At 63.7% G+C, this 26,533-nt stretch carries 27 protein-coding genes; 4 read left to right on the top strand and 23 right to left on the bottom strand.

The window, feature by feature from the left end; all coding sequences use genetic code 11:
• Positions 1–79 precede the first annotated feature (79 nt).
• The 18 genes from WG907_RS01295 to WG907_RS01380 form a co-directional block, all read right to left on the bottom strand.
• Positions 80–484 carry a hypothetical protein gene (locus tag WG907_RS01295; protein ID WP_340230754.1) on the bottom strand — a complete coding sequence of 135 codons (405 nt, stop codon included), beginning with the start codon at positions 482–484 and terminating at the stop codon, positions 80–82.
• A gap of 165 nt (positions 485–649) precedes the next feature.
• On the bottom strand, positions 650–1,261 hold the full coding sequence (locus WG907_RS01300; RefSeq protein ID WP_340230755.1) for a TetR/AcrR family transcriptional regulator: 612 nt from the start codon (positions 1,259–1,261) through the stop codon (positions 650–652).
• 85 nt (positions 1,262–1,346) lie between these two features.
• The gene (gene pal, locus WG907_RS01305) at positions 1,347–1,856 is read right to left on the bottom strand and encodes a peptidoglycan-associated lipoprotein Pal (protein ID WP_340230757.1); all 510 of its coding nucleotides are present in this window, start codon (positions 1,854–1,856) and stop codon (positions 1,347–1,349) included.
• A gap of 119 nt (positions 1,857–1,975) precedes the next feature.
• Positions 1,976–3,298: a Tol-Pal system beta propeller repeat protein TolB gene (gene tolB, locus WG907_RS01310; protein ID WP_340230758.1), complete on the bottom strand. Its 1,323-nt coding sequence runs from the start codon at positions 3,296–3,298 to the stop codon at positions 1,976–1,978.
• A 5-nt stretch (positions 3,299–3,303) separates the two neighbouring features.
• Positions 3,304–4,320: a cell envelope integrity protein TolA gene (gene tolA / locus WG907_RS01315; RefSeq protein WP_340230760.1), complete on the bottom strand. Its 1,017-nt coding sequence runs from the start codon at positions 4,318–4,320 to the stop codon at positions 3,304–3,306.
• A 19-nt stretch (positions 4,321–4,339) separates the two neighbouring features.
• On the bottom strand, positions 4,340–4,801 hold the full coding sequence (gene tolR, locus WG907_RS01320) for a protein TolR (protein ID WP_340230762.1): 462 nt from the start codon (positions 4,799–4,801) through the stop codon (positions 4,340–4,342).
• Positions 4,801–5,520, bottom strand: a complete 720-nt coding sequence (gene tolQ, locus WG907_RS01325) for a protein TolQ (RefSeq protein WP_340230763.1) — start codon at positions 5,518–5,520, stop codon at positions 4,801–4,803. The genes tolR and tolQ overlap by 1 nt, the downstream gene beginning before the upstream one ends.
• Positions 5,517–5,987, bottom strand: a complete 471-nt coding sequence (locus tag WG907_RS01330) for a YbgC/FadM family acyl-CoA thioesterase (RefSeq protein WP_340230764.1) — start codon at positions 5,985–5,987, stop codon at positions 5,517–5,519. Before WG907_RS01330 ends, tolQ begins: the two co-directional genes overlap by 4 nt.
• A 122-nt stretch (positions 5,988–6,109) precedes the next feature.
• A complete protein-coding gene (guaA, locus tag WG907_RS01335; protein ID WP_340230765.1) occupies positions 6,110–7,669 on the bottom strand; it encodes a glutamine-hydrolyzing GMP synthase in 1,560 nt (519 codons plus the stop codon).
• Positions 7,670–7,746: 77 nt separating this feature from the next.
• Positions 7,747–8,976, bottom strand: coding sequence for a TCR/Tet family MFS transporter (locus tag WG907_RS01340; protein ID WP_340230766.1), 1,230 nt, complete (start codon positions 8,974–8,976; stop codon positions 7,747–7,749).
• Positions 8,977–9,028: 52 nt separating this feature from the next.
• Positions 9,029–9,613: a hypothetical protein gene (locus tag WG907_RS01345; protein WP_340230767.1), complete on the bottom strand. Its 585-nt coding sequence runs from the start codon at positions 9,611–9,613 to the stop codon at positions 9,029–9,031.
• 31 nt (positions 9,614–9,644) lie between these two features.
• A complete protein-coding gene (locus WG907_RS01350) occupies positions 9,645–11,846 on the bottom strand; it encodes a prolyl oligopeptidase family serine peptidase (RefSeq protein ID WP_340230768.1) in 2,202 nt (733 codons plus the stop codon).
• Between the two features lie 117 nt (positions 11,847–11,963).
• The gene (rplQ, locus tag WG907_RS01355) at positions 11,964–12,389 is read right to left on the bottom strand and encodes a 50S ribosomal protein L17 (RefSeq protein WP_340230769.1); all 426 of its coding nucleotides are present in this window, start codon (positions 12,387–12,389) and stop codon (positions 11,964–11,966) included.
• A 118-nt stretch (positions 12,390–12,507) separates the two neighbouring features.
• Positions 12,508–13,572 (bottom strand): DNA-directed RNA polymerase subunit alpha, encoded by a 1,065-nt coding sequence (locus tag WG907_RS01360; RefSeq protein ID WP_340230770.1) that lies wholly within the window; start codon positions 13,570–13,572, stop codon positions 12,508–12,510.
• A 117-nt stretch (positions 13,573–13,689) separates the two neighbouring features.
• Complete coding sequence (gene rpsK / locus WG907_RS01365; protein WP_092952865.1) at positions 13,690–14,079, bottom strand: 30S ribosomal protein S11; 390 nt, start codon at positions 14,077–14,079, stop codon at positions 13,690–13,692.
• Positions 14,080–14,180: 101 nt separating this feature from the next.
• The gene (gene rpsM / locus WG907_RS01370) at positions 14,181–14,549 is read right to left on the bottom strand and encodes a 30S ribosomal protein S13 (protein ID WP_340230771.1); all 369 of its coding nucleotides are present in this window, start codon (positions 14,547–14,549) and stop codon (positions 14,181–14,183) included.
• A 544-nt stretch (positions 14,550–15,093) separates the two neighbouring features.
• Complete coding sequence (locus tag WG907_RS01375) at positions 15,094–16,116, bottom strand: class 1 fructose-bisphosphatase (RefSeq protein WP_340230773.1); 1,023 nt, start codon at positions 16,114–16,116, stop codon at positions 15,094–15,096.
• Positions 16,117–16,283: 167 nt separating this feature from the next.
• Positions 16,284–16,961 (bottom strand): CDP-alcohol phosphatidyltransferase family protein, encoded by a 678-nt coding sequence (locus tag WG907_RS01380; RefSeq protein ID WP_340230774.1) that lies wholly within the window; start codon positions 16,959–16,961, stop codon positions 16,284–16,286.
• A gap of 141 nt (positions 16,962–17,102) precedes the next feature.
• On the opposite strand from WG907_RS01380, the gene WG907_RS01385 reads away from it, so the two are divergent.
• Positions 17,103–17,669 carry a hypothetical protein gene (locus WG907_RS01385; protein WP_340230775.1) on the top strand — a complete coding sequence of 189 codons (567 nt, stop codon included), beginning with the start codon at positions 17,103–17,105 and terminating at the stop codon, positions 17,667–17,669.
• A gap of 473 nt (positions 17,670–18,142) precedes the next feature.
• On the opposite strand, the gene WG907_RS01390 is transcribed toward WG907_RS01385, so the two are convergent.
• From WG907_RS01390 to WG907_RS01400, 3 genes are all read right to left on the bottom strand, one after another.
• Complete coding sequence (locus WG907_RS01390; RefSeq protein WP_340230776.1) at positions 18,143–18,418, bottom strand: 3TM-type holin; 276 nt, start codon at positions 18,416–18,418, stop codon at positions 18,143–18,145.
• A gap of 9 nt (positions 18,419–18,427) precedes the next feature.
• Entirely contained in the window at positions 18,428–18,967 is a 540-nt protein-coding gene (locus WG907_RS01395) for a glycoside hydrolase family 108 protein (protein WP_340230777.1), read from the bottom strand.
• A gap of 77 nt (positions 18,968–19,044) precedes the next feature.
• Positions 19,045–20,340, bottom strand: coding sequence for a class I SAM-dependent methyltransferase (locus tag WG907_RS01400; protein ID WP_340230778.1), 1,296 nt, complete (start codon positions 20,338–20,340; stop codon positions 19,045–19,047).
• 374 nt (positions 20,341–20,714) lie between these two features.
• Here WG907_RS01400 and WG907_RS01405 point away from each other — a divergent pair, with 374 nt between their 5' ends.
• Positions 20,715–21,149 carry a site-specific integrase gene (locus WG907_RS01405; RefSeq protein WP_340230779.1) on the top strand — a complete coding sequence of 145 codons (435 nt, stop codon included), beginning with the start codon at positions 20,715–20,717 and terminating at the stop codon, positions 21,147–21,149.
• Positions 21,131–21,274, top strand: a complete 144-nt coding sequence (locus WG907_RS01410) for a site-specific integrase (protein ID WP_340230780.1) — start codon at positions 21,131–21,133, stop codon at positions 21,272–21,274. Before WG907_RS01405 ends, WG907_RS01410 begins: the two co-directional genes overlap by 19 nt.
• 89 nt (positions 21,275–21,363) lie before the next feature.
• On the opposite strand, the gene WG907_RS01415 is transcribed toward WG907_RS01410, so the two are convergent.
• Both WG907_RS01415 and WG907_RS01420 read right to left on the bottom strand, forming a co-directional pair.
• The gene (locus WG907_RS01415; RefSeq protein WP_340230781.1) at positions 21,364–23,520 is read right to left on the bottom strand and encodes a beta-glucosidase family protein; all 2,157 of its coding nucleotides are present in this window, start codon (positions 23,518–23,520) and stop codon (positions 21,364–21,366) included.
• 13 nt (positions 23,521–23,533) lie between these two features.
• Positions 23,534–24,805 (bottom strand): sugar MFS transporter, encoded by a 1,272-nt coding sequence (locus WG907_RS01420; protein WP_340230782.1) that lies wholly within the window; start codon positions 24,803–24,805, stop codon positions 23,534–23,536.
• 385 nt (positions 24,806–25,190) lie between these two features.
• On the opposite strand from WG907_RS01420, the gene WG907_RS01425 reads away from it, so the two are divergent.
• Positions 25,191–26,228 carry an alpha/beta hydrolase gene (locus WG907_RS01425; protein ID WP_340230783.1) on the top strand — a complete coding sequence of 346 codons (1,038 nt, stop codon included), beginning with the start codon at positions 25,191–25,193 and terminating at the stop codon, positions 26,226–26,228.
• Positions 26,229–26,533 lie beyond the last annotated feature (305 nt).

Consider the following 26,533-nt stretch of genomic DNA (forward strand, 5'->3'; position numbering starts at 1 on the left):
CAAAAACTTGGCGCGGCTAATTTGCGGCTGAGTGACGAATTTTTACGGGAAGGTCGGATGCCGTGAGGGATCGATCGGTTTAGGAAACAGACCGTCGGTTGCGCAGGGTGCGGCCGGCGCTGATCGTTGCCAGCAGCAATTCGAGTTGCGCCTTGGTAAAGCCGGCCTTGCGGAAATCCGCGAGCGCGAGCAGCGAAACGGCATAGCCTTTGTGCCAGGCCTCGACCGCCAGTCTGCGCAGCGCCTCCAGCCGGGGACTGGCGAGGCGCGGATCGGGGCTGCGCCCGAACAGCAGCGCGCGCAGCCTGTCCAGCCTGCCGGGTTCGCGCAAGGACCGCATGCCATCGTGCCGGGCGAGGCCGATGACGCGCCATTCGACGCCGGCAAAGCCCATCGCTTCGGTCCTGCCAACCGACAATTGCGCCGTGCTGCCGACCGACAGAGAGGGGCCGGCGGCGGGCTGTGCGAAATCGAAAAAGGCCATGTCACTCGCTCCCTGGTGCGTCAAACCTGTTGCAACGCCTTGCGCCGCAGGTCCGCCGAGCAATCAATACCGATTGGTATATAAACAGCGGGAGAGAGTCGTCAATCGATTTTATTACCGATCGGTATGTTTATCTCGCGGAGCCTGGAATGCCCATTAATCTGCTCAGGCGCTGGGCCACAAGGAGAGGGCGGTCTCGATCAGCCGCTCCAGCGACTCGCGGGGGGCGCCTGCCCCGGCCTGCACCGCCATGCCCTGAACGATCGCGGAGAGATAAGCGGCGACCGCCGCCGGATCGACATGCGCCGGCAGATCGCCCTCCTCCCGCGCCCGCGTAAAACGGGCGACGATGGCAATGTCGGACGAGGCGCGACGGTCGATCACATGCTGACGGATCGAATCATTCTCGCCGCCGCACGCGACGGTCGAAATAACGCCCATACAGCCCAGGGCCTGGCTTTTGTCGGTCTGGATCGCCAGCGCGCCGTACAACAGCCGCTCCACTACCGCGCGCGCGGTCGGCGCTTCCAGCGCCTTGCCGATGTAACAGAGCTTCTCGCGCTCATAGAGGTCGAGCGCCTTGCGGAACAGCGCTTCCTTATTGCCGAAACAGGCATAGAGGCTGGGCTTGGTAATCCCCATCGCCTCGGTCAGTTCGGCCATCGACGCGCCTTCATAGCCGCGCCGCCAGAATATCTGGAGCGCGGCCGACAGCGCCTCGTCGGGATCGAATTCGCGGGGACGTCCACGCGAGGGAGAGGGGGCGGTCTGTTCCATACCGATCGGTATATAGGAGCGCGCGAGGCCGCCGTCCACTCCTGCAGTCGGCGGCCTCGCGCGGCTCAGATATGCTTCAGGACCGTCAGTATTGGACGGTGACCGTCACTGCGCGTCGGTTCTGCGCCCAGGCGGCGGGATCGGAACCGAGCGCGGCCGGCCGTTCCTTGCCATAGCTGACCGTCGAGATGCGGCTCGAATCGATGCCGAGCGAGGCAAGATAGTTTTTCGCCGCATTGGCGCGCCGTTCGCCGAGCGCGATATTATAGTCGCGCGTGCCGCGTTCGTCGGCATGACCCTCAATCGTGACGCGCACGGCGGGGTTCTGCCGCAGCCAGCCGGCCTGGCTCTGCAATGTCGACTGGTCCTGCGCATCGACATCATATTGGTCGGTGTCGAAGAAGATCCGGTCGGACGAGACCGACGCGACGAAATCCTCCTGGCTGCCCTTTACCGGGCCGCGTGGCCCGCCGGACGAGGACGATCCCGCACTGGAATCGCCTGGCGCCGGCGGCAGTTCGGCCGGTGGCTTTTTGGCGCAGGCAGCCAGCGCGATGATGGCGGCGGCCATCAGGATGGGGCGGGAAATTTTCATCGACGTCTCCTTGAAGTTTCCTGCTGTCCCTCCCCCCGAACGACAAGCCATGGTTCGTGAAGTTCGTTACGCTGTCAAGACGATTGGGTTCCCTGCCAGCGCGATATTCGTATCGCCAATCACGGCAGCAATGGTCCCCACGCCGGGTCCGATCCGCTCAAAGGCGTCGGGATGCGACGCTCGTTCACCCCGGTCAGGTCGACCTGCCACACCTGGCTGTTACCCTCGCGGCCCGGCGAGGTGCGGAAAAATTGCAGCACGCGGCCATTGGGCGACCAGCTTGGCTGTTCGTCCTGCCAGCCATTGGTCAGGATGCGCTCATTGTCGCCACCGGGCGTCATGACCGCGATCTTGAAATCGCCGGAAATCTTGGTGAAGGCGATCAGGTCGCCGCGCGGGCTCCATTCGGGCGTCGCATAGCGCCCGCCGCCATGGCTGATCCGCTGCTGGCCGGAACCGTCCGCGTTCATGACATAAAGCTGCTGACCGCCCGACCGGTCGCTCTCGAACACGATCCGCGAACCGTCGGGCGCATAGCTGCCGCCCACGTCGATGCCCGGTGAGGTGGTCAGCCGCACCGGGGTTCCACCCTGGGCGGACACACGATAAATGTCGGTATTGCCGGCGATCGCCATCGAAAACAGGATGGTGCGCCCATCGGGCGACCAGCGCGGGGCGAAGGTCGGGTTGCTGCTTTCGGTGACGAGGCGCTGTTTGCCCGAGCCGATGTCATAGACGAAGATGCGCACCCGGTTGGCGAGGTAGCTGACATAGACGATCGAGCCATAATCGGGCGAAAAGCGCGGCGTCAGCGCGATCGACTGGCCGTTGGTGATGAAGCGATGGTTCGCGCCGTCCGAATCCATGATCGCAAGCCGCTTGACGCGCGCGCCCTTGGGGCCGCTTTCGGCGATATAGGCGATGCGGCTGTCGAAAAAGGGACTCTCGCCCGACAAGCGGGCATAAATGGCGTCGGCGCATTTATGCGCGGCGCGCCGCCAGTCGCGCGGTGCAACGACATAGCCCTGCCGCGTCAGTTCCTGTTTCAACGCGACATCGTACAGATAGCAGCCGACGGTGATGTCCGCCTCGCCGCCGCTGGTGCGTACGAAACCCTGCACCAGCGCCTGATAGACGGACCATTTGTCGAACTGGGGATTGGTGACTTCGGCAAAGGCGACCGCCGGCAACCCGCCCGGCCCCGACGGTTCGAACAGGCCAGATCCCTTGAGATCGGATGAAATGACTTCGGCGATCTTGCGCCCCAACTCGGTCGTCCCGCCTGCGGGCGTGTCCACTTCCTGCTGCGCGGGAAGCGGTGGCACGGCGATCCTGAGCTTGTCGCTCGCGCTGTCGTCGGTCACGTCTACGGCCAGTTGCGCTACCGCCGGCTGGATTAAGCCAAGCAGCGCACCTGCGATCAGCGTGGACATTCTCTTCATGACGTTCATTGCGAAAGCCTTCTGTCAAAACCGAGTTTGAGATCTTTCCACTGCTCGTAAAATTGCGGAGGCAGTTTGAAGGGCGATGCCAGCCTGACAGCCTTGATCGCCTGTTCCGCGTGCAGGCCGGCCTGGGATTTGTTGCTGGGCGTGATCCCGGTCTGGTCAATCACCTGGGGCGTGCCGACCAGCGATCCGCCCTTGTCGAGTTGTACCCGCAAAATCGTGCGCAGGCTATCCGCGTCCGCGCCAGTGGGGGCTTTCCAGTGCGGTTTGAGTTGCCGGCGGATTTCGGCGTTGAGCGCCGACTTTTGCTCGGGTCCCATTTCGGCGGCGGGCGGCGGCGCGGGCTTGCGCGGGGCGTCGCTGTCGGTGTCGATACCTTTGAGGAAATCCTTGCCCAATAAAGACCCCTTGGGCTTGTCCGCCTTGCCCGTGCCCGACGCGCGGGCGGGCGCATTGGTTTTGGCTTTGGCGGCGCTCTTGCTCGCGGCGGCCGGCGCAGCGGCGGCGGCCTTGGGCTTGTCGCGCGTCGGCTTCGCTTTAGCGGCAGGTGCCGTATCCGGGCTCGGCCTCGCTTTGGCGGGCGCCGGCTTTTCGGGCGCGGGCTTGGGTTTTGGCGTTGCCTTGGGCACGTCCTTCTTGGGCGGAGACGGCTTGGGCTGCGGCGCAGGTTTGGGCGCCGGCTTTTCCGGCGGCGCGGGCCTGGGTTTTGGTTGCGGCAAGGGCGGAATGGGTTTGGGCGGCGCAGGCGTCGGCTCCGGCGTCGGTTCGGGTTCCGGCGCGGGTTTCGCGTCCTCCGTCGGGCCTTTTTCGGGCGCGACGCTGGGCGGGGGCGGCTCGTTCGAAACCAGCGGCGCGGCCGATTTGAGCGCCACTTCGTCCACCAGGCTGATCTCCATCGGCGGCGGATTCAGCTTCAACGGCTTGGACGGCGTCAGTAAGCCGGCCGACAGCAGGCCGAACAGCAGGACATGCCCTGCCGTCGCGACCCCCAGGCCGATCTTTTCCGCGCGCTCCATGCCCAACGACCTATGAATCCTATTCTGAACTGCCGCTGACGCCGTCTTGCGCGCCCGTGCTCACAAGCGCGACCTTGTTGAGGCCGGCACGGTTGAGTTCGCCCATGACCCGCATGACGCGGCCATAATCGAGGGCGGTGTCGGCGCGCAGGAAGATCTGTTGCGGTTCGGGTTTGCCGGCATTGGCCGACGCGATCTCTGCGAGGCGATCGGACAGGTCCGCGTCGCTGATCGCCGCTTCGTCAATATACGCCCCGCCATCACGGTCGATCGACACGACGATGGGCTTCTGGTCGGCGTCCAGCCCCTTGGCCCTCGTTTCGGGCAGGTTGACCGGAACGCCCGTCACCAGCAGCGGGGCCGTCACCATGAAGATGATCAGCAGCACCAGCATGACGTCGACCAGCGGCGTTACATTGATGTCGGCCATGGGTGCGCGCCCCCGCCCCCGACGGGCCGACGGAGGACCGGACATCGCCATCAGCGCTGCCCCTCCAATTCGCGGCTCAGGGTGGCGTAAAAGCCGTCGGCAAAGCGCGTCAGCCGCGATTCGAGGCGATTGATGCCATGGCTGAACCGGTTGTAGGCGATGACCGCCGGGATCGCCGCGAACAGGCCTATGGCCGTCGCGAACAGCGCCTCGGCGATGCCGGGCGCGACCACCGCGAGGCTGCTATTCTGTTCGGCGGCGATCGCGGTGAAGGCGCGCATGATCCCCCAGACCGTGCCGAACAGCCCGACGAAGGGCGCGACCGATCCCACCGTCGCCAAAATGTTGAGCCGATCCGATAGACGGTCGACCTCCGCCGCGATCGAACTCGACATGGCGGTCGACAGCCGGTCGCGCGTGCCGTCCCGGTCGATCACCTTCTGCGCCGTCGACCGCCGCCATTCGGCCACCCCCGCCGCCATCACCTTCGCGCTCGGAAAGTCGGTCTTGCCCCGGCTCTCGTAGAAGCGATCGATATCCTCCGCTTTCCAGAAATCCTGCTCGAAAGACTGGCTGTGCTTGGCCGCGCGGCGCAGGGTGAAGCTGAATCCAAGGATGATCGCCCAGGTCCAGATACTCGCCAGCAACAAGCCGATCATCACGATCTTCACGACGATGTCGGCCTGAAGAAACAGGGCGAGCGGAGAGATGGTGGCGGCGCTGGCTGCCGCGCCTGCGGCGGCGGTCATGTCGGGCATGGACAGGCTCATGGGTGGAAATCTTCCCCTCTGGACAGGCGGGTGAATATGTCGATCCAGGGTCGCGGCTGGCGCTTGGGCCGGCCCTGGGGCGTGAGATAGGCGACGGAAACGTCGCCGGTGGTCAGATATTCGTCGCCACGCATGACCGCCTGATGAATGGAACAGGTCGCGGCATTGACATGGGTTACGCGGCTGATCACCATCAAATCGTCATCCAGCTTCCCTGGTCGCTGATAGTCGATCCTGACGCTGATGACGGCGTAAACGCCCTCGCCGCCTTCCAGGTTCGCCCGCTGGTCGATCCCCGCGATCCGCAACATGTCCGATCGCGCCCGTTCCATGTAGCGCAGATAATTGGCGTGATAGACGACCCCGCCCAGATCCGTATCCTCGAAATAGATACGCAGCGGGAAATAATGATCGGCTGCGATAAATCGCCCGGTCGCCGATGAAGGAAGCTGGTCTGAAACGGCCATGTGCCGCCTTTTAACCATCATGTCCAAAGCGCGCAAAGCCGGAAATCGCGCAAGGCCCCGCTTTTCGCCAGATGGGCGGGGCCGTCCGTCCTCTATGTCTTACAATCCCATGCGCTTGCGTGTCACTCCCACTCGATCGTGCCGGGTGGCTTGGACGTATAGTCATAGACTACGCGGTTGATGCCCTTGACCTCGTTGATGATGCGGGTCGCGACGCGGCTCAGGAAAGCGGCGTCGAAGGGATAGATGTCGGCGGTCATCCCGTCGGTCGAGGTCACGGCGCGCAGCGCGCAGACGCTGTCATAGGTGCGAAGGTCCCCCATCACGCCCACGGTACGAACCGGGAGCAGCACCGCAAATGCCTGCCAGATCGCGTCATAAAGGCCCGCGTTGCGGATTTCCTCCAGATAGACCGCATCGGCCTTGCGCAGGATGTCGCACCGCTCCTGCGTCACCTCGCCGGGGATACGGATGGCAAGGCCGGGTCCTGGGAAGGGGTGGCGACCGACGAAAATCTCGGGCAGGCCAAGCTCCCGGCCCAGCACGCGCACCTCATCCTTGAACAGCTCGCGCAGCGGCTCGACCAGTTGCATGTTCATGCGTTCGGGCAGGCCGCCGACATTGTGATGCGATTTGATCGTGACCGAAGGGCCGCCGGTAAAGGACACGCTCTCGATCACGTCGGGATAGAGCGTACCCTGCGCCAGAAAGTCCGCACCGCCGATCTTTGCGGCCTCTTCCTCGAACAGGGCGATGAACTCGCCGCCGATGAATTTGCGCTTCTTTTCGGGGTCGGTGAGCCCGGCCAGTCCGCCCAGAAACCGCTCTTGCGCATTCACATGGACAAGGTTGATGCCATAATGTTCGCGGAACAGGCTGACCACCTGTTCGGCCTCGCCCAGTCGCATCAGCCCATGGTCCACGAACACGCAGGTCAGCTGGTCGCCGATCGCTTCGTGGATCAGTACGGCGGCCACCGCGCTGTCGACCCCGCCCGAAAGCCCGCAAATGACCCGGCCGTCTCCCACCTGCGCGCGGATATCGGCGATCTTGGCCTCGCGGAACTCGGCCATGGTCCAGTCGCCCGCCAGCCCGCACACATGGCGCACGAAATTGGCGAGCAGCTTGCCGCCATCGGGCGTGTGCATGACCTCGGGGTGGAACTGCGTGGCGTAGAAGCGCTTCGCCTCGTTCGCGGTGATGGCATAGGGCGCGCCCTCGCTGACCGCGACGACCTCGAAACCAGGCGCAAGGCTCGTCACCTTGTCGCCATGGCTCATCCATACCTGATGCCGCTCGCCCTGCGACCACAGGCCGTCGAACAGAGCGCAGGGCTTTTTCACCTCGATGAAAGCGCGGCCGAATTCGCCGCTTTCGCCGCCTTCGACGTTCCCGCCCAGCTGCTGCATCATCGTCTGCTGGCCATAGCAGATGCCAAGTATGGGAATGCCGGCGTCGAAAAAGGCCTGCGGCGCACGCGGGCTGTCTTCCCACATTACCGACGAAGGCCCGCCCGACAGGATGATGCCCTTGGGCTTGAGCCGCTCGAAGGCTTGTGCCGCATTGTTGAAAGGCGCGATTTCCGAATAGACGCCGGCCTCGCGTACGCGGCGCGCGATCAGCTGCGTCACCTGGCTGCCGAAATCCACGATGAGAATGGAATCCTGAAGGGGCAGCGTCATCGGATCGCCTTTATATGCAAGGAGGAAGGAGTCGCGCCCGGTTAGTCGCCCGGCCCGCTCCTGTCCAGTTGTCGCGCTCAGGTCTGTGCTCGGTCGAGCCCTCGTCCGGCCGCCCATCCCAGCACGGCCGCGCCCGCCAGCACCAGCGACGCCAGCACGAAGGCGCTGCCGATGAAGGGGAGGGTGGGGTGGGTGCCCGCCGACAGGGAATAGACCGCACCGAAAAAGAGCGGCGACACGATCCCGGCTATGGAACCGACGCTGTTGTTCGCGCCCTGAAGCTGGCCTTGTTCGCTTTCCGAGACCCGCGCGGTCATCAGCGACTGGATCGTCGGCATGGCGAGGCCCCAAAGCGCATTGGGCAGCATTGCGGCCACGAACAGCCAGCCCGTAGGTGCCAGCCCCATGGCCAGCACGCCGATCGCGCCGAACGACAGGCCGATCACCATCGTCGCGCGGTCGCCCAGCCGTCTGACCACCGGCCCGACCAGCATGCCCTGCACCCCCATGTCGAACAGACCGACCAGCGCCAGCAGTGCGCCGACCTGCCACGCGCCCCAGCCATAGCGATCGCCGGCATAGAGAACGAACACGGCGGAGAAGAGATGGTGCGCGAAATAGAGCAGGAAATTCACCACCGCCAGGCTCGACAGTTCGGGGTGCGAGCGCAGCAGCCGCAACGCCCCGAACGGATTGGCGCGCGCCCAGCCAAACGCCATCCGCTTGTCCGCCGCCAGCGATTCGGGCAGCACGATGAGGCCGTAGACGAAGGCTAGACCGGACAGGCCAGCCGCCGCCCAGAACGGAGCGCGCAGCGATATTTCGCCCAGCATCCCGCCGATCAGCGGCCCGGCGACGAACCCGCCGCTGAACGCCGCGCCGATCAGACCATAGCCCCGCGCGCGATCCTCGGGCGCTGTGATGTCGGCCATATAGGCAAAGGTCGACGTAAAGCTGGAGGAGGTGAGGCCGGCCAGCAGCCGCCCGACCGCCAGCCACCACAGATTGGGCGCGAGCGCCATCAGCACATAGTCGAGCGCCAGCCCGGCAACGGAGATCAGGATCACCGGCCGTCGCCCGAACCGGTCGGACAGCGATCCGATCACCGGCGAACACAGAAATTGCATGCCCGCCCACAGCGCGACGAATAGCCCGTTCCACAGCCCGGCGGCGCTGCTGGAGCCCGAGAGCGATTCGATCAGCTGCGGCAGCACCGGGATGACGATGCCCATCGACATGACGTCGAGCATCGCTGTTATCAGGATGAAGAGGATAGCGGCCTTATGCGGGGGAGGGGTGAGGGACATGGGCGGGGCGTAAGGTTCTGGACCTCACCACGCAAGCCCGTCGGCCATCCGCTCAGCGCGTCACGACATCGCGGCTCAGATAAACCTGCGCGACGCGGCCGTCCTGCATCGAACAGGTAAAGCGGCGCGTTGAGCCGTTCTCGGCACGATAGCTGGCGCGGGTCTCGACCTCGCCATCAATGTCATAGCCGCCATTGGAGGCGCGGGGCGCGTCCATGCTCCGGACCTCGGCATAGCCGCCGCCCTGTCCTTCGGCCTCCTCACGAGCGGCCACTGCACAGGCGTCGCTCATCCGGTCGTCGTTGGACGTGCCTTCATCGCGCGATTCGTCCGCACCATAATCGGTGCCCTGCGCGGGGGGTGGCGCTTCATCCTCGTCATAGCGGTGACCATCCGGCGGGCTGCCCACATCCGATCTCTGCGACTGCTGCTTGTCCTTGGATACCGAGGAGGCGACGATCGCCACCGCGCCGACCAGCGCCGCGACGCCGACGGCGTCGCCAAAGCCGAACCCGCCGCCATGATGGCGCCGATGGTCATAGCCATGATGATAGGGGCGCGCCTGCGCCGGCACGACGCCGCCCGTCAACAAGGCGAGGGCCACCATCGATCCCATTATCCAGCGCGCCATTGTCATGCCCGTTCCTCCTGCCATGACTGGAGCGATATCAGTGTCCGGCTGTCGCGGCGCTGAACGTCCGACGCGGCGTGGCGTCGATCTTGAGGCCGGTGAAATAGGCGAGGAAAGCATAGCTGTCGGCATATTCGTCGATCAGCTTGTCGACCGGCTTGCCCGATCCGTGGCCGGTCCGCGTTTCCACCCGCAACAGATGCGGCTTGTCGCCGATCGCGGCGGCCTGGAGCGCGGCGGCATATTTGAAACTGTGCGCGGGCACCACCCGGTCGTCGGTATCGCCCGTCGTCACAAGGATCGCGGGATAATCCCTGCCGCCCAGGATATTGTGATAGGGCGAATAGCTATAGAGCAACGGGAAATCCCGCGCCTTGCCAGGCGATCCATAATCGTCCAGCCAGTAACGGCCGGCAGTGAAACGGTCGAAACGCAGCATGTCCATGACGCCCACCGCCGGCAGCGCGGCGGCGAACAGGTCGGGCCGCTGGTTCACCACCGCACCGACCAGCAGCCCGCCATTGGAGCGGCCCTCGATCGCAAGGCCATCGGCCGTGGTATAGCCCCTCGCCTTGAGAAACTCGCCGGCCGCGATGAAATCGTCGAACACATTCTGTTTATTGGCGAGCCGTCCGGCATCATGCCACGCCTTGCCGAACTCGCCGCCGCCACGCAGATTGGCGATGGCATAGACGCCGCCCTGCTCCAGCCAGGCCAGCCGTGGCGCTGAATAGCCCGGCGTCAGCGAGATGTTGAACCCGCCATAGCCATAGAGGATGGTGGGCGCCGGCTTGCCGCTGCGCGCCAGCGCTTTCTTGCGGATGATCGTCATCGGGATCAGCGTGCCGTCCTTCGATGGATAGCTCAGCTGCTCGATGCCGAAATCATCGGGATCGAACGGCATGTCGGGCTGCGCGAACAGCGAGGTTTTGAGCGTCGCGGTGTCGAAGCGATAAATGCCGGGCGGGGTGGTGAAGTCGGAAAAGCTGAAAAAAGTCTCGGGATCGCCCGCCCGCCCGCCGAAGCCCACGGCCGTTCCAACGCCGGGCAGGGGCACGCCGCTGACCTTGCGCCCGTCCAGCTCGCTCAGTTCCGCGACCGTCATGGAATCGGTGGCGTAAGCCAGGATCAGGCGGTCGCCCACCAAAGACCCGCCGGCGAGTGAATCCGCGCGCTCCGCCACGATCTGCCGCCCGCCCCGGCGCGGCCGCGCGGCATCTAGCGCGACCACGCGCATGCGGGGCGCGCCCCTGTCGGTGATGAAATAGAGCGTCGACCCCACACTGCCGATCATCCGCCAGTCACTGTCGCGCCCCCGCACCAGCGCACGCAGCCTGATCGGCCCGCCATCCAGCGCGGCGACGTGCAACTCGCGACGCGGGCCCGTACCCTCGAACGAACTCACCACCAGCCAGCGGCCATCGCGGGTCACTTCGGCGCTGTGTCCCAGGGTCGGCCTGTCAGGCGTCGCATAGATGAGCAGGTCGAGCGCCTGCGCTGTGCCAAGCCGGTGATACCAGACGCTCTGGTTCTGGCTCGCGGACTGAAAAACCTGGCTTGTCGCGGGCGCAGGGAAGCGTGAATAGAAAAATCCCTCGCTGCGGCCGTCCCAGCTCAGCCCGGAAAATTTCACCCAGTCGATCCGATCCTCGCCTGTCTTGCCGCTGTCGACGTCGAGAATGCGCAGCGAACGCCAGTCGCTGCCCGCCTCCTGGACCGCATAGAGCAGCATGCGGCCATCGGGCGAGGGGGCCCATTCGGCGAGTGCCGCCGTTCCGTCCCTGGCCCAGTCATTGGGGTCGAGCAGCAGGCGTTGCCTGCCGTCCAGCCCCTCGCGCAGATAGAGCGGCGTCTGGTTCTGCAGGCCGCTATTATAGCCGTAGAAATAGCGCCCGCCCGCCTTGCGCGGGATGGTGAAGCGGCCATGGGAGAACAGCGCCTGCATGCGCGCCTTGAGCGCGTCGCGCCCCGGCAGAGCGTCGATATAGGCTCGGGTAAGGCCATTCTCCCGACGCACCCAATCCCTCACGGCCGGGTCGGAGCGCAGGTCGCTTTCCAGCCAGCGATAGGGATCGGCGACCTTCACGCCGAAATGATCCTCGACGATGTCGAGCCGCTGGGTGGCGGGATATTGGAGGCCTGGCGCGCGGGCGGTGGACGTCTTCACATCCGTATCGGCGATGGCGGGCTGCGCGACGATCAGGGCCAGCAACAGGGCAAGGCGGCGAGCGGCCGGCATCCTCTTTCGACAACTCATTTCTATTTTGAAAAGCAACAGGCCGCGGCTCATAACGAGCCACGGCCTGTCGGTAAAGCGTCCGGTCCGGGCTAAATGGCCGGGCCGCAGAATCGGCCGTTACGCCGCTTCGAATTCATCTTCGTCGGCATTCTGGAGCGGACCGGAATCCTGCCCCTTGGCCGAAACGTCGCGATCGACCAGTTCGATGATCGCGATCGGGGAGGCGTCGGAGGCGCGGAAACCGGCCTTGATCACGCGGGTGTAACCGCCTTCGCGGTCTTTGTAGCGCTCGGCCAGAACCTCGAACAGCTTGACCAGCTGTGTGTCGTCCTGCAACCGGCTGTGCGCCAGGCGGCGGTTGGACAGGCCACCCTTCTTCGCCAGCGTGATCAGCTTTTCGACATAGGGACGCAGGGCCTTCGCCTTGACCGTGCCGGTCGTGATCTGCTCATGCTTGATCAGCGATGCGGCGAGGTTGCGCAGCAGCGCGTTGCGATGGCCGGTGGAGCGCTGAAGCTTACGCTGACCCATTTTATGACGCATGATATGTCCTTCGTTCGTTAAGGGCCCGTATGAGGTAACCCAGACCAGGCGACTGTTCAGGTCGTCGCCCCTTCACCCGATCGTCACCCCGGCTTTCGCCGGGATGACGGAATTCGGATCAGCCCAGCAGCTCCTGTTCGAGCTTCTTGGCCATTTCCTCGATATTTTCCGGCGGCCAGCCGGGGATGTCCATGCCCAGACGCAGGCCCATGGACGACAGCACTTCCTTGATTTCATTGAGCGACTTGCGCCCGAAATTGGGGGTGCGCAGCATCTCGGCTTCGGTCTTCTGGACCAGATCGCCGATATAGATGATGTTGTCGTTCTTAAGGCAGTTAGCCGACCGGACCGACAGTTCCAGCTCGTCCACCTTCTTGAGCAGGTAGCGATTGATCGTGTTGGTGTCGCTCTCGCCTTCGCTCGACGACGGCGCGGCATGGCCGGCGGTCGACGGCACGGCGCTGGGCAGCGCGTCCTCGAAGTGGACGAACAGCTGGAGCTGGTCCTGAAGGATGCGCGCGGCATAGGCGACCGCATCTTCGGGCGTGACGGTGCCGTCGGTTTCGACGGTCAGCGACAGCTTGTCATAGTCCAGTTCCTGGCCGACGCGGGTATTGTCGACCTTATAGGCGACCTGACGGACCGGCGAATAGAGCGCGTCGATCGGGATCAGGCCGATCGGCGCATCGGCCGGACGGTTGGCGACGGCCGGGACATAGCCCTTGCCGACATCGGCCGTCAGTTCCATGTTCAGCGTCGCGCCCTGATCGAGGTGACAGATCACCAGATCGGGGTTCATCACTTCGATGTCGCCGACCACGGCGATGTCGCCGGCCTTGACTTCGGCCGGGCCGGTCGCGGACAGCTGAAGCCGCTTGGGACCATCGCCTTCCATCCGCAGGGCGACCTGCTTGATGTTGAGGACGATGTCCGTCACGTCCTCACGGACGCCGGCGAGGCTGGAAAATTCGTGCAGCACATTCTCGATCTTGATCGAGGTGACCGCCGCGCCCTGGAGCGAGGAAAGAAGAACCCGGCGCAGCGCATTGCCGAGCGTCAGGCCGAAACCGCGCTCGAGCGGCTCGGCGACGAACGTCGCCTTGCGCTTGCCATCGCCGGTCGACTTGATGTCGAGCGCGCCGGGCTTCTTCAGTTCCTGCCAGTTCTTCATGTTGACAGTCATGTAATTCCCCTGGGGATGTGGCCGAACGCTTGAGCCCTGGACCCAACAGGACGTTCCGGCCGATGCAGATGGGCAGACAGGCGACGCGTCCGCCGCCTGCCGAAATTGCCAGCCGGTTTAGACGCGGCGGCGCTTGGACGGACGGACGCCATTATGCGGGATTGGCGTGACGTCACGGATCGAGGTGATGTGGAAACCCACGGCCTGAAGCGCGCGCAGAGCCGATTCACGACCCGAACCGGGGCCCTTGACCTCGACTTCAAGCGTGCGAACGCCATGCTCGGCTGCCTTGCGGCCGGCATCCTCGGCGCAAACCTGCGCGGCATAGGGCGTCGATTTGCGGCTGCCCTTGAAGCCCATCATGCCGGCGGAGGACCAGCTGATCGCATTGCCCTGGGCGTCGGTGATGGTGATCATCGTGTTGTTGAAGCTGGCGTTGACGTGGGCCACGCCGGCCGAAATGTTCTTGCGCTCGCGCCTTTTGATGCGCTGGGGTTCGCGTGCCATTTTGCTCTATCCTACTGAAACTTGTGTTGCTGGCGGCGCCTTTCCTTGCGGATAGCTGCCTCCGGCGGAGAAGAAGACGATACAGTCCGGCGGACTATATCTTACTTCTTCTTGCCTGCGATCGCCTTGGCCTTGCCCTTGCGGGTGCGCGCATTGGTATGCGTGCGCTGGCCGCGGACCGGCAGGCCCTTGCGATGACGCAGGCCACGATAGCAGGCGAGGTCCATCAGGCGCTTGATGTTCATCGCGGTCTCGCGACGAAGATCGCCCTCGACCGTCAGGCCGGCGTCGATCGTTTCACGGATCTGGAGCACTTCGGCGTCCGACAGGTCCTGAACGCGGCGAGCATGGTCGATGCCCAGCTTGTCGGCGATGTCGACGGCGGTCTTGCGGCCAATGCCGTGAATATAGGTGAGCGCGATGATAACGCGCTTGTTGGTCGGGATGTTAACACCCGCAATACGTGCCATGTGTAAGTTTCTCCTGCTCCACAGGGCGGTTGGCGCCGCCCCATCTCAAAGCGTCAGGGCCGGGACGCCCGAAAGGCGCGCGACCGATTCATGTGCCCCGGGACGCAAAAAAGACGGCCAGTGCCTGCGCACCGCCGCTTGCCAGCGTGTCGGGATGCCGGGCCATTAGCGAGTCGGCGCGAAACTGTCAATGACAGGCGTCGCGATGGCTGCACTCTCCGGCCCGGCCTTTTCGCGGCCTGACGATTGCGCTTTGTGCAATCGTTATCCCGCGTTTCGCATTTGCAGCATCGGCGTGCGTCCGACAAAAGGGGCGTGCCTTTCAGGCATCCTCTCCTAAACTTTTCAGGGCTGGTCTGCGGATCGGCCCTTTTTTTTATTGCGGGGTTACGCTACGGAAGGGCCGCTGTCGTCCGGCCGCACACATAATATATCCTTGGAGAGGGGGCCGCCGGTAAGACCGGCATGGCCGGGCAAAGCAAGCGGGGGATTGAGCTGCGCGATGCGCTTTGCTCTCCCCCACTTTTTCGACGGCACGCGCTTTTCAGTCCTGCTGGGCAGACGTCTCCAGCCCGTAGGCCGTGACCATCGCAACTTCGGCACAATCGCCCAAAACCACACCCACACGCTGGTGCAGGCCGGTCGGCGCGATATCCATGATTGGACCAAAGCCGTCGGTCGCCGCACCGCCCGCCTGCTCGATCAGGAAGCTCATCGGATTGGCCTCGTACATCAGGCGCAGCTTCGCCTTGTTCTCATGACGATGGTCGGCGGGGTACATGAAGATGCCCCCGCGCTTGAGGATGCGGTGCACGTCGGCGACCATGGAGGCTGTCCAGCGCATGTTGAAATCGCGGCCGCACGGCCCCGCCGCACCCTCGACCCGCTCGTCGATATAGCGTGCGATGCCCGGCGACCATTGGCGGCGGTTGGACATGTTGATCGCGAATTCGCATTTGCCCTGGGGCATCACCATATTGCTGTCGGTCAGCACCCACGACCCGATCTCGCGGTCGAGCGTGAATTCATGGACGCCGGTGCCCACGGTCAGCACGAGCAGGCTCTGCGGCCCATAGATAGCATAGCCTGCGGCAACCTGATGCCGGCCCGACTGGAGGAAATCCTCCTCGGTGACATCGCGGCCCGACACGGCTTCGGGCGCGCGCAGCACCGAGAAAATCGTGCCGACCGAAAGATCGACGTCGATATTGCTCGATCCGTCGATCGGATCGAACAGCAGCAGATATTCGCCCTTGGGATAGCGATTGGGGATGCGATACAGCGTATCCATCTCCTCCGAAGCCATCCCCGCCAAATGGCCGCCCCATTCATTGGCCTCCAGCAACAGTTCGTTAGCGATCACGTCCAGCTTCTTCTGGACCTCGCCCTGCACATTCTCGCTGTCGAGGCTGCCCAGCACCTCGCCGAGCGCGCCCTTGCTGACGGAATGGCTTATCGTCTTGCACGCGCGCGCAACCGTTTCGATCAGCAAGCGCAGTTCGGCGGGCAGCGCGTTGGCGAGGCGCTGCTGTTCGATCAGGAAGCGGGTGAGGGAAGTGCGCGCCATGGACTGCTACTCGCGACGGGCCGGGCGCAAAGCCGCGGCGGGTTGAAACTCGTCCCGCAGCTAGGTCAGTCGGACGCGCAAGTCCAGCGTGCGCATCATGCTCGGATTTCTTTGCTTTTACGCATTTTCCGAGTCGTCAGCTTACGTCCGCCGGACTTGAAAGTGCTTCAGCCGCCGCGCAGCGCCAGCCGTCGTCCCGTCACCAGCGTCTGGAACACGAACAGCAGGATCAGTACGCCGCCCACCGTGCCCACGAACACGTCGAAGCCCGAGACAGCGCCGAACAGGCCCGGCGTGGCGCCCAGCATCATCATCATCAGCGTGAGCGTGATCAACATCAGCCGCAACTCGGTCGGCCCTGCGGCGAGATAGGAAAGTTTGAGTTCGCCCAATACCCGCGCCGACAGGAAGGCATGGACCGATAGCAGCAGATAGCCCGCCAGCGCGATCAGCGCGACATCCATGCGGACGAACGGACTGATCCCCATGCCCGCCAGGATCAGCAGGGTAGCGAGGCCGTCGCAACTATGGTCGATGAAATAGCCATAAGCGGGGCGCTCGATCTGGCGATAGCGCGCCAGGCTGCCATCCATCGAATCGCCGAACCACTGGATCGCATAGCCAGCCAGCGCCAAGGCGAGCCAGCTGACCGAAAAGCCGCTGGCGGCATAGCCGACGAAAATCGCGACCGCGCCGACCATGCCGAGCGAGGTAAGGAAGTCGGGCGTCACCCAATGCGGCATGCGCGCGCACAGCCAGTTCAGCAGCTGCCGCTCCGATCGCGCGAGGACATTTTGCTGGATTCGGGAAAGTGGCGCAACGGTGCGTTCGAGTGGCTTGGTCATGGAGCCTTATGGAAGCGCATTCATATTTCTGCAACATCGCGCGCGGTTGCCTGGCGCTTGCGCGCCCCGGCTCGGCGATCCGGGGCATCGTCCGGCCCTTTTCCGATTGAGCCCCGGTTCGGGCTCGGGCATGAGGGCGCGATGCGTTTCCTGTCCCTCACCCTGTCCATGACGCTCGCCACGCCGCTTCTGCTATTGTTGTCGTCCTGCGTCGGGCCGGCGCCGCAGGCCCCCCATTCTTCAACCGCGCCGCCGCCAGCACCCCGCCGCCCGGTGCCGGCTCCGGCGGCAGCCATGCCCGCGCCCGTGCCGCTCGCAACCGAATGGCAGTATCGACCGGCGACTCCCGGCAACTGGACCTACCGCGCCGAAAGCGCTGGATCGGTGGCGCTGTTCGGGCCGGGTGCGGGCGACGCGCGTTTTTCGATCCGTTGCGACCGCGCCGGCGGGCGCATGACGTTCGCGCGCCCGGGGGGCGTCGGGCAGGGCGCGATGACCATAAGGACGAGCGGCGGCGCGGCGAACTGGCCGGTCACGCCCGCGGCCGGTGCCGCCGCAACGGTCGCCATCCGCGCGGCGAGCGATGCCATGCTCGATCAGATCGCCTATAGCCGGGGCCGTTTCATGGTCGAAGTCGCCGGGCTGGAACCACTCTACCTGCCCGCCTGGGGCGAAGTGTCCCGGGTGATCGAGGACTGTCGGGGCTAGCACCCGGTTGGGTGCGACGGACCCGATCACGGAGGCAGTAGTATGATTCGAAAAAAGAATAATACAAGCCTTGAACATAGGGCGCGTCTGATTCACATTCAGCTTTGTGGCCGTCAAAGGACGCAGCCGAAGTCGGCCACACGGCTTTTAACATAGCGAAAGGAGGTGATCCGATGTCTCATGGTTCAGCAATGGGGTCGGTCAAGTCCAGTCGGGGAATGCGCCGCTGAGCGACGCCTGAAGGCGTCGATCTTGCCGAACATTGGCGATCAGCCGTCTTTTCCGCCTTTCGCGGACGGTGCGCCATGATCGGCGGATAGCGCGACCAACATTCCCCTGGGCGGCACTTCCGGCCGCTGACCATGCACATGATGGGCCGTCGGGCGTCCTGCCCGGCGGCCCCTCTCATGCTTAATGGTCCTGAAATCGGGGAGGGCGCTCGCTCTCCCCTCAATGTGTTTCGCGCGGGGGTGCTATCGCTCCACCCCCTTCGCCTTTCCCCAGGCATGGGCGGCGGTGTACCCAAGATAGCCGGTGCCAAACAGCGCGTAGAGCGGCTCGGGCAGGGCATTGAGATAAGCGCGCATCCCCGCCGTGATCGCTGCCGCTACATCGGGCCGCACCCCGGCGATCAGGCCCATCGGGATGGACCAGAGCAGCAGCGCATACATGAGATACAGGAAGGCGGGACGCGCGCGGGCGCTCCATGCGTCGGGCGGCATATCGCCCGGATCGGGTGCTGTGGCCATCTCGACCGCCTAACCGATCCGGTTCGCCAGCCAGCCATATAGAAAGGCCTCATTGGCCGGCCGGCTTTCGGCCAGCGCGATATAGCGCTCGCCTTGCAGCGACTCGATCGCCGTCAGCAGTATCTTTTCGCCGGCCCTGCCGCGCAGCGCGACAAAGCCGGCGAGCGCCGCCAGCGTCTTCGCGCCGATGGTGCGGTCGACCTTGAGGTCGGGATAATCCTTCTGGTTGCGGTTGAGCGCGTTCAGCGCGCGCTGGAGGAAGCCGGTGGCGGTGGCCGTGCCCATATTCACGGCCGTGTCGAACAGTTCCGCCGCCAGGGTCGGGCATGTCTTCGCGACAAAGCCGTAGCCAGGTTGCTCCCAGTAGAGCCGGCGATAGAGGGTCACGGCAACGCTGCGCGGCAGCGCTCGCATGTCGCCGACATAGCCATTGGCGCGCGCCACGCTTTGCGTGATCCCCCAGTTGGTCGGCCCGCCCCGGTCGGCCGGGTGATTGCTATAGCCGCCCTCCCGCGCGATGATCTCGTCGATCAGCGATTCTATGTCCATACCCGCCTCCTGCTAGTGAAAGCGGGTCATTTATCCCATATGGTTGGTTGTAGGACAGCGGAAACGTGCGGGCCCGTTCAGCTTTTATAGTCACGGTCCAGCGGAAGGCCCGACAGGCCGATGCGCCGCTTCTGCGCCAGCGTCTGAAAATCGCACAATACTCCGCGCCAGAAGCCCGCCGCCGACATGGCGAGATAGAGCAGCCACAGCCGCGTGCGCTCCGCCCCTGCTTCGGCGATCGCCGCCTCGCGATTGGCGTAGAGCGCCTCCGTCCACGCCTTGAGCGACAGATAATAATGTTCGCGCATGCTTTCCACATCGCGCACCTCGAACCCGAACCGTTCCAGATTGGTCGTCGTCATGCCGATATAGTCCAGCTCGACGCCCGGAAAAATATAGCGGTGGATGACCTTCATATAGGCCGATGTCGTGCGGAACTTGCTCAGGTCACGCGTCGCGCGCCGCGTCGTCGCCTGATGCAGATACAGGCCTTGATCGCGCAGCAGCCGATGGATTTCCTGATAATGGCGGTCGTGATTATCGATGCCGACATGTTCGAACATGCCGATCTGCGCGATCTTGTCGTACGCGCCCGGCTGGTCGATCGTGCGATAGTCGCGCAACTCGATGGTGACGAGATGCCCCAGGCCCCGTTCGGCGACCCGCTGCCGCGCCCGCTCCATCTGCGCCTGCGACAGCGTCACGCCATGCACGGTCGCGCCGAAATGCTCGGCCGCATGACAGGCAAGCCCACCCCAGCCACAGCCAAGGTCCAGCATCCGGTCGCCCGGCTTCAACGCCAACTTGCGGCAGATCAGGTCCATCTTGACGATCTGCGCATCGGCGAGGCTGGTGTCGAAGGTCGGAAAGACCGCACTCGAATATTGCATCTCGGGGTCGAGGAAGAGCGCGTAGAAGGCGTTGGACACGTCATAATGAAACTGGATCATCGCCGTATCGTCGCGCCCCCGCCCGAACGCGGCGCGCACCCGCTGGCCGAAGCTCATCGCCTTGTCGGGCGCGGCGCGCACGAACAGGAACGGCAGCGCGAGCCGCAGCATGCGCTTGCGGTCGAGCGATTTGACCATCGCGAGCGCGCGCAAATGATCCCAGCGGTTAAGCGCTTCCAACGGATCGCCGCCGACGATATCGATCCCGCCGGTCATATAGACCTCGAACAGCGTCATGAGCTTTGGCGACCGCACCAGCCGCCCGATCGCGACCGGCGAGGCGATGACGATCCGAATATCGTCCCGCGCCCCCGGCCCGAGCGGCAGCACCTCGCCATTCCACAATTCGACGCTGAGGTCCGCCCGCAGATGATCCGCCATCAGCCCGATCATCGATCGCGCGCGTTCGAGTAAGTCGGCCATCGTCTATGTCCCCCCGGCAATTGGGAGAAGCATGACGTGGTGACGGGGAAGTGCAAGGGATTACGCCAGTACCTCGGGGTGCTGCCACGAACGTCAAATAATGTTTAGCGCCGCAAGAGCGATTAAGATTGCTAAGCACGCTCCAACCGAAATCCATATCGCTGCAGATGTGTCTGTAACCCGTCTTCAGAAATTGCTTGGCGGCAGAAGGAGGGGGCTATCAGGCTTAATTAGCGCAAGCGTCACGCCTGACTGACCTGTCAGCGTCATGGCAAATCTCTCCCAGCCAGCCTCAGAATCCCGATTGTCGGCCTCAAGCACGGTCTTCAAAGAGGCAAAAACCTCACCTGCGGTTCCTCGATGGCGATTATGCCGTGTGGGCCAGAGCCAATCAGAAAGCCCATGCGCAAAATCTCAACCGGCTGGCGACAGCCTTCAAGGCTTTGCTCGACAAGCCGCTCGACAAGATCACCGGGCTGGATGTCGAACGCTGGCGGGCGGGCGAAATCGAGCGAGGCTTGAGCCTTCAGACAATCAACCGGGATATTTCGTCGATCAAGGCGTTCAACCGGGCGGTGGATTGGGAACTGATCGGAACCAACCCGCTGGCCAAGGTCAAGAAGTCGCGCACCGACGATTGCCTCAAGGTGTGGTTCTTAAGCGATGCCGAGAAGTCGGTTTGCGCGCCGCGATCGATGCCCGCGAAGAACGCCGCCGCGCCGAACGCGATTCCGCCAATCATTGGCGGCGGGAAAGGGACTATGTACCACTGCCCAGCCTGCGCACGGTCATGTTCACCGATCATATGAAGCCGCTGATCCTGCTGTCGATCAACCCCGGCTGCCGTCGCGGTGAATTGTTCGATCTCACATGGTCGAATGTCGATCTCGATCGGCGTATCCTGACCGTGACGGGGGCCACCGCCAAGTCGTGACGCAAACGCCATATCCCGCTCAACCGCGAAGCGCTCGGATTAGCCTATCGGAAGCTATGGAACTCCGAAACGCAGGATTGGCTGTGCCTTCACTCCTTCCAGGTCTTTGCGGGCACGCGAACGATGACCGACTTACCGAATTTTGCTGCACTTTCGCTGAGAACGAAGCTGTAGCGCCCTCCGGCGATCGACCAGCCGCCGTCTTTCCAGTCAGCCAGCAAGCGGTTGTCGACATCAAGCGTCAGCGTGCGGCTCTCGCCCGGTACCAGCACTACTTTCTGAAATCCCACCAACCGTTGGAGCTTTTCACCATTGCGATCGACCAGATAAAGCTGCGGCACATCCGCCCCGGCGCGGTCGCCGCCATTGCGGACCGTGAAGCGCAGGCGGACCGACGCGCCTGCGCGCGCCGACAGCGGCCCGTGGTAAAATCTGGTATAGCTCAGGCCGTGACCGAAGGCGAAGAGCGGCGTTTTCCCCGCCTTGGCAAAGCCGCGATAGCCGACATCCGCGCCCTCGTCATAAGCAACCTTGACCGGCGTGCGGTCCGGCAGGCCAAGCCCTGGCAGGGCGACGCGCGGATATTGATCGATCGAAGCAGGATAGGTGATCGGCAGGCGACCCGACGGATTGACCTTGCCAGTCAAGACATCGGCGATGGCCTGACCACCTTCCTGGCCGGGATACCAAGCCTGCACGACGGCTTTGGCCTTGTCGAGCCAAGGCATCGTCACCGGATTGCCCGTTTCGAGCACGACTACCAGATTGGGGTTGGCCTCGGCGAGGGCCGTGATCAACCGATCCTGTCCCTGTGGGAGGGTAAGCGAGCCAGAGTCCATGCCCTCGCCCTCCCATTTGGTCGCGAAAACGATCACCAGATCGGCCTTGGCGGCATAGGCCGCCGCCACTTCGGGTGAATAGCCGTTCTGGAAGCGGATTTTGGCATCGGGCAGCGCCTCGCTCAATGCCTTGAGTGGCGAGCCGGGCATGTAAAGCTGGCGGCTGAACAATGCCATTGGCCCATCGCCCTGTTCAATGATGCGCGGCGCGCCACGGGATGGAGTGACCTGGCTCGACCCGCCGCCCGACAACACCCCGAAATCCGCGTTCCCGCCGACCACGAGAATGGTCCGCGCTTTGGCGGCGAGCGGCAATATACCGTCATTTTTGAGCAGGACGATGCCGCCGCGCGCCGCATCGAGGGCGACCTGGGCGTGCGCCTTGTAATCGATCGGTTGCGGATTGTATGGAGCCGCGATGCCCACCGTGAACAGGCTGCGCAAAATGCGGCGCACAGCGTCGGAAATGCGGCTCTTCGGGATGTCGCCCTTGGCCATCAGGTCGGCAAGCGGCTGGCCGAACCAGTGCTGCTTGTCCAATTGATAGCCCATCTGCTGATCGAGGCCGGATTTGATATAGGAGACGTCGTCGACCGCGCCCCAATCCGACATGACCCAGCCCTTATAATTCCATTCATCCTTCAGCACATGGTTCAGCAGATAGTCGTTACCGCACGCCTTATCCCCGTTGACCAGATTATAGGCGCACATGACCGCGCCCGGTCGGCCGATCTCGATGCCGATCTGGAAGCCCAGCAGTTCGCTTTCCCGCATCGCGCTTTCCCCGATCACCGAATCTGCCGTGTGACGCAGCGTTTCCTGGCCGTTGAGTGCAAAGTGCTTGATGGTCGAAACCACGCCCTGCGACTGGGTGCCGCGGATGGCATGACCGACAAGCGTTCCGGCGAGCAAAGGGTCTTCGCCGAGATATTCGAAATTGCGACCGTTACGCGGATCGCGAGCAAGGTTCATGCCCCCGCCAAGGAGGATATTGAAACCCTTGGCCCGCGCTTCGGCGCCGACGGTCGCGCCGATCCGTTCCGCGAGGGCGGGGTCGAACGACGAAGCCAGCAGCAGGCCCGATGGCATCGCCGTTGCGACATCGCCCTTCCGCAATTGGGCAGGGTTGGCGATCCCAAGGCTCGCGTCGGTCGACAGCTGAGGAGGGATATTCAGGCGCGCAATGCCAGGCACATAGCCCGCCGTCGCGGGCACGCCTTCGGGAACCTTCACTTCAAAGCCGGGAAACGAAATCGGCATGATCCCGGACAGCAGGCCGATCCGTTCGGCATCGGTCATCTGCGCTTCCAGACGCGCAGCCTTTGCGTCTACGTCCTCTTGGCTGTTTTGCGCCATCAGCGGCTGCGACGCGAGGAGGCACGACAGGGTAAACAAAGCAACGCGCATGAATAATCCTTCGTCAGGCTGAATTGCGTGCCGACCAGCCATAGATGGCGATCAGCAGGTAGCAGATGGCAGGGATGGCGAGCGCCATCGCCAGGGAAGTGGCGTCGGCGATCGCGCCAGTGAGCAGAGGGATGATCGCACCGCCGACGATGGCCATGCACAACAGGCCCGACCCCTGCGGCGTCCGCTCTCCCAGACCTTCGATCCCCAGGCTGAAGATCGTCGGAAACATGATGGCGTTCATCAGGCCGACGGCCAGGATCGCATAGCCCGCTACAGCGCCCGTGCTCAATGCCGACAGGGCGATCAAAAGCCCGGCGCCGATACAGACCGTCGCCAGCACAAGACCGGGCCTGAAGCGTCGCAGCAGCATGGCTCCGATGAAGCGGCCCACCATCGCGCCGCCCCAATAGAGCGCGATCATCGTTCCGGCCACCTGTTCGCTCAGTCCCATGACTCGATCCTGCGCAAGGTAACTGACGAGCATCGATCCGATCGCAACCTCCGCCCCGACATACAGAAAGAGCGCCACCACGCCCCCCGCCAGCCGCCTGCGCCGCAGCAGGGCGAATGATCCGGCCAGGCTGACGGCGTTGCCCTGTCCGCCGGTGATCGCGGCGCGTCGTAGAAAGAAGAACAGCGCGACGGCCACGAGTATCACGGAAATCGCGATATAGGCGTAGCCAATGACCGACGCCTCTTTTGCCAGGAAGAGGGCGCGCTCTGTTGGCGCAAGCCCAGCCGGATCCACCTTGCTCATGGAACCGAGGATGATGAGCGCGCCGACCGGGGGAAACAAGGTGGTGCCGAGCGAATTGAACGCCTGCGCCAGCGTCAGGCGGCTGTGGGATGTCGCCGGATCGCCCAGATTGGCGATCAGCGGATTGGCGCCGACCTGCAGGATCGTAATCCCGGCGGCCAGTACGAACAACGCCGCTAGAAAAGCGGGGTAGATCCCCGACGACGAAGCGGGGACAAACATCAGGCACCCTACCGCCATGGTTACAAGGCCAACGACGATACCCTTGAGATAGCCGATCCGCGCGATCAGCGCGCCGGCGGGAATCGATACGATGAAATAGGCCATGAAGAAGGCGAACTGGGTCAGCATCGCCTCAGTATAGGAGAGCGAGAACAGCCCCTTGAGCTTGGGGATCAAGATGTCGTTGAGACTGGTAAGCCCGCCCCACAGAAAAAAGAGAGCGACAACCGCCGCAACCAGGGCGCGTGACGCGGGCATCCGTTCCGAGCCGGCTCCGGCATGATCGGGGGTCAAGGCAGTCATTGCTTTCTTCCTTTTGCTTGGTGGCAGCGGAAGGATATTGCCACAGGGTGCGTATGACCTATCACGCCAAGTCTCGACGCTTCGTACTGCAATGTGCGTACGCCGCCTGTCCGGATACTAGCTCAATTTCCGATTGCCATTGTACGCGTTTTACCAGCAGCGCAAAGCTCGGCATCGATATGTCCTCTCCAATGCTCACCCTCGAGCAACGGGCTCTGGGTGCGGACCGCTTGCCATCTCAAGACCGCGATCTTCGATTTAGCGATTTACATATAATGAATTAGTTCGTAAATAGGTAAAGGCTCGGCGGGTAGCTTTCCTTATCGCGAATTCGTGGCCACCGTCAGGACGCCAGAAGGCGGGCGAAGCTTTTGGGAGAGAAACGATGCGATCTGTTATGTGCGGGATGTTGCTCGGCTTTGCGGTCTACGCGGCGCCGGCGGCGGCTTGTCCACCCAACCCCGATCTTCGTTTCCGCGTGCCGGAGAGCGTATCGCAGCCGGCGGCTGCAAAACTTTGCGCGCTTTATGCCGCTGCACAGGCGCGGCCGCCCATGCCGCTGCTCAAGACCCTCGAAGACTTCGACCGGATGAATGCGGCGGTCGAAGCCCAGGCCATGCCGGTAAGCCAGCAATTCGCGGATGCGATGCACATTCGTTCGGTCAGGGAAAAGATCGGGGGCGTCAGCATATTGCGGATCGTTCCGCCCAATGCCGTGCGCGGGCGACCGCCGCTCGTCTATATTCACGGCGGCGGCTACATCGTCCTCTCGGCCCTGTCGACGCAGGTGCTGCCTTCGCTGCTCGGCAAGGCGCTGGGGCGCGAGGTGATTTCGATCGACTATACCCTGGCGCCGCGCGGGAATGTCAACACGATCTCGGACCAGGTGATCGCCGTGTGGCGGGCCCTCATCGCAGCCGGAAACGATCCGCGTGCAATGGGGCTGTTCGGCGACTCGGCCGGCGGGAACATGACTGCCGCCTTCACTTTGAAAATGCGGGACCAGGGCGTTCCGTTGCCCGGCGCGCTCTACCTGCTCTCGCCGGGCGCCGACCTGACGATGAGCGGCGATACCGTCGCTACGGTCGGGCCCTATGACCCGATGCTCCGGCCGCAGGACTTCACCACCTATCTGAAGGCCTATGCCGCCGAAACGAACGTAAAGCATCCCTATATTTCCCCCCTGTTCGGTGATTACACCAAGCCATTTCCGCCAACGCTGATCCAGGCCGGCACGCGAGAATTGCTGCTCAGCGAAGCGGTCAGGGAATATCAGGCGATCCGTAGCGGCGGTCATGAAGCGGTGCTCGATCTTTACGAGGGCATGCCCCACGTCTTTCCGTCCATGCTTCCGAATACGCCGGAAGCCGATACGGCGATTTCGAGGGCGGCCGCCTTTTTCGAGCAGCATTTACGCAAGTAGGCGGGGCCGATCCTGTCCTGCGCGGATCGTGGCCAATCTAGAGCATTTTCGAAGCAGACGCTAAAGTTTGCTGGCTCGGAAAATGCGGAAATCAAACAATTATTAGAGCGTGATCCGATTCAGTATGAACGGATCACGCTCCAGGGGCAAATCCGTTGCGGCGGATCTCAGAACAGAGTCGCAACGCGCATTCCGGTAGTAAAAACCATGCGTCGAGCAGCGCGCCAACGCATTGAGGGCGAGGCGCCCATCGCTGCATCTGCACACGCCAGGGGGGGCATGAGAGCAGGGTCAGCCTTCCAATA

It is taken from the genome of Sphingobium fluminis (assembly GCF_037723805.1).
Lineage (GTDB): Bacteria > Pseudomonadota > Alphaproteobacteria > Sphingomonadales > Sphingomonadaceae > Sphingobium.

What these genes read in the sequence shown, in the direction of transcription:
- tolR (WP_340230762.1), bottom strand. Translation starts at nt 4,801, where the DNA reads ATGGCGATGTCCGGTCCTCCGTCGGCCCGTCGGGGGCGGGGGCGCGCA.
- WG907_RS01420 (WP_340230782.1), bottom strand. Translation starts at nt 24,805, where the DNA reads ATGACTGCCTTGACCCCCGATCATGCCGGAGCCGGCTCGGAACGGATG.
- WG907_RS01400 (WP_340230778.1), bottom strand. Translation starts at nt 20,340, where the DNA reads ATGGCCGACTTACTCGAACGCGCGCGATCGATGATCGGGCTGATGGCG.
- WG907_RS01360 (WP_340230770.1), bottom strand. Translation starts at nt 13,572, where the DNA reads ATGACTGTCAACATGAAGAACTGGCAGGAACTGAAGAAGCCCGGCGCG.
- WG907_RS01340 (WP_340230766.1), bottom strand. Translation starts at nt 8,976, where the DNA reads ATGTCCCTCACCCCTCCCCCGCATAAGGCCGCTATCCTCTTCATCCTG.
- WG907_RS01300 (WP_340230755.1), bottom strand. Translation starts at nt 1,261, where the DNA reads ATGGAACAGACCGCCCCCTCTCCCTCGCGTGGACGTCCCCGCGAATTC.
- guaA (WP_340230765.1), bottom strand. Translation starts at nt 7,669, where the DNA reads ATGACGCTGCCCCTTCAGGATTCCATTCTCATCGTGGATTTCGGCAGC.
- WG907_RS01345 (WP_340230767.1), bottom strand. Translation starts at nt 9,613, where the DNA reads ATGACAATGGCGCGCTGGATAATGGGATCGATGGTGGCCCTCGCCTTG.
- rpsM (WP_340230771.1), bottom strand. Translation starts at nt 14,549, where the DNA reads ATGGCACGTATTGCGGGTGTTAACATCCCGACCAACAAGCGCGTTATC.
- WG907_RS01395 (WP_340230777.1), bottom strand. Translation starts at nt 18,967, where the DNA reads ATGGACATAGAATCGCTGATCGACGAGATCATCGCGCGGGAGGGCGGC.
- WG907_RS01410 (WP_340230780.1), top strand. Translation starts at nt 21,131, where the DNA reads ATGTTCACCGATCATATGAAGCCGCTGATCCTGCTGTCGATCAACCCC.
- WG907_RS01350 (WP_340230768.1), bottom strand. Translation starts at nt 11,846, where the DNA reads ATGCCGGCCGCTCGCCGCCTTGCCCTGTTGCTGGCCCTGATCGTCGCG.
- WG907_RS01390 (WP_340230776.1), bottom strand. Translation starts at nt 18,418, where the DNA reads ATGGCCACAGCACCCGATCCGGGCGATATGCCGCCCGACGCATGGAGC.
- WG907_RS01425 (WP_340230783.1), top strand. Translation starts at nt 25,191, where the DNA reads ATGCGATCTGTTATGTGCGGGATGTTGCTCGGCTTTGCGGTCTACGCG.
- WG907_RS01380 (WP_340230774.1), bottom strand. Translation starts at nt 16,961, where the DNA reads ATGACCAAGCCACTCGAACGCACCGTTGCGCCACTTTCCCGAATCCAG.
- WG907_RS01385 (WP_340230775.1), top strand. Translation starts at nt 17,103, where the DNA reads ATGCGTTTCCTGTCCCTCACCCTGTCCATGACGCTCGCCACGCCGCTT.
- tolB (WP_340230758.1), bottom strand. Translation starts at nt 3,298, where the DNA reads ATGAAGAGAATGTCCACGCTGATCGCAGGTGCGCTGCTTGGCTTAATC.
- pal (WP_340230757.1), bottom strand. Translation starts at nt 1,856, where the DNA reads ATGAAAATTTCCCGCCCCATCCTGATGGCCGCCGCCATCATCGCGCTG.
- rpsK (WP_092952865.1), bottom strand. Translation starts at nt 14,079, where the DNA reads ATGGCACGCGAACCCCAGCGCATCAAAAGGCGCGAGCGCAAGAACATT.
- tolQ (WP_340230763.1), bottom strand. Translation starts at nt 5,520, where the DNA reads ATGAGCCTGTCCATGCCCGACATGACCGCCGCCGCAGGCGCGGCAGCC.
- tolA (WP_340230760.1), bottom strand. Translation starts at nt 4,320, where the DNA reads ATGGAGCGCGCGGAAAAGATCGGCCTGGGGGTCGCGACGGCAGGGCAT.
- WG907_RS01330 (WP_340230764.1), bottom strand. Translation starts at nt 5,987, where the DNA reads ATGGCCGTTTCAGACCAGCTTCCTTCATCGGCGACCGGGCGATTTATC.
- rplQ (WP_340230769.1), bottom strand. Translation starts at nt 12,389, where the DNA reads ATGCGTCATAAAATGGGTCAGCGTAAGCTTCAGCGCTCCACCGGCCAT.
- WG907_RS01415 (WP_340230781.1), bottom strand. Translation starts at nt 23,520, where the DNA reads ATGCGCGTTGCTTTGTTTACCCTGTCGTGCCTCCTCGCGTCGCAGCCG.
- WG907_RS01295 (WP_340230754.1), bottom strand. Translation starts at nt 484, where the DNA reads ATGGCCTTTTTCGATTTCGCACAGCCCGCCGCCGGCCCCTCTCTGTCG.
- WG907_RS01375 (WP_340230773.1), bottom strand. Translation starts at nt 16,116, where the DNA reads ATGGCGCGCACTTCCCTCACCCGCTTCCTGATCGAACAGCAGCGCCTC.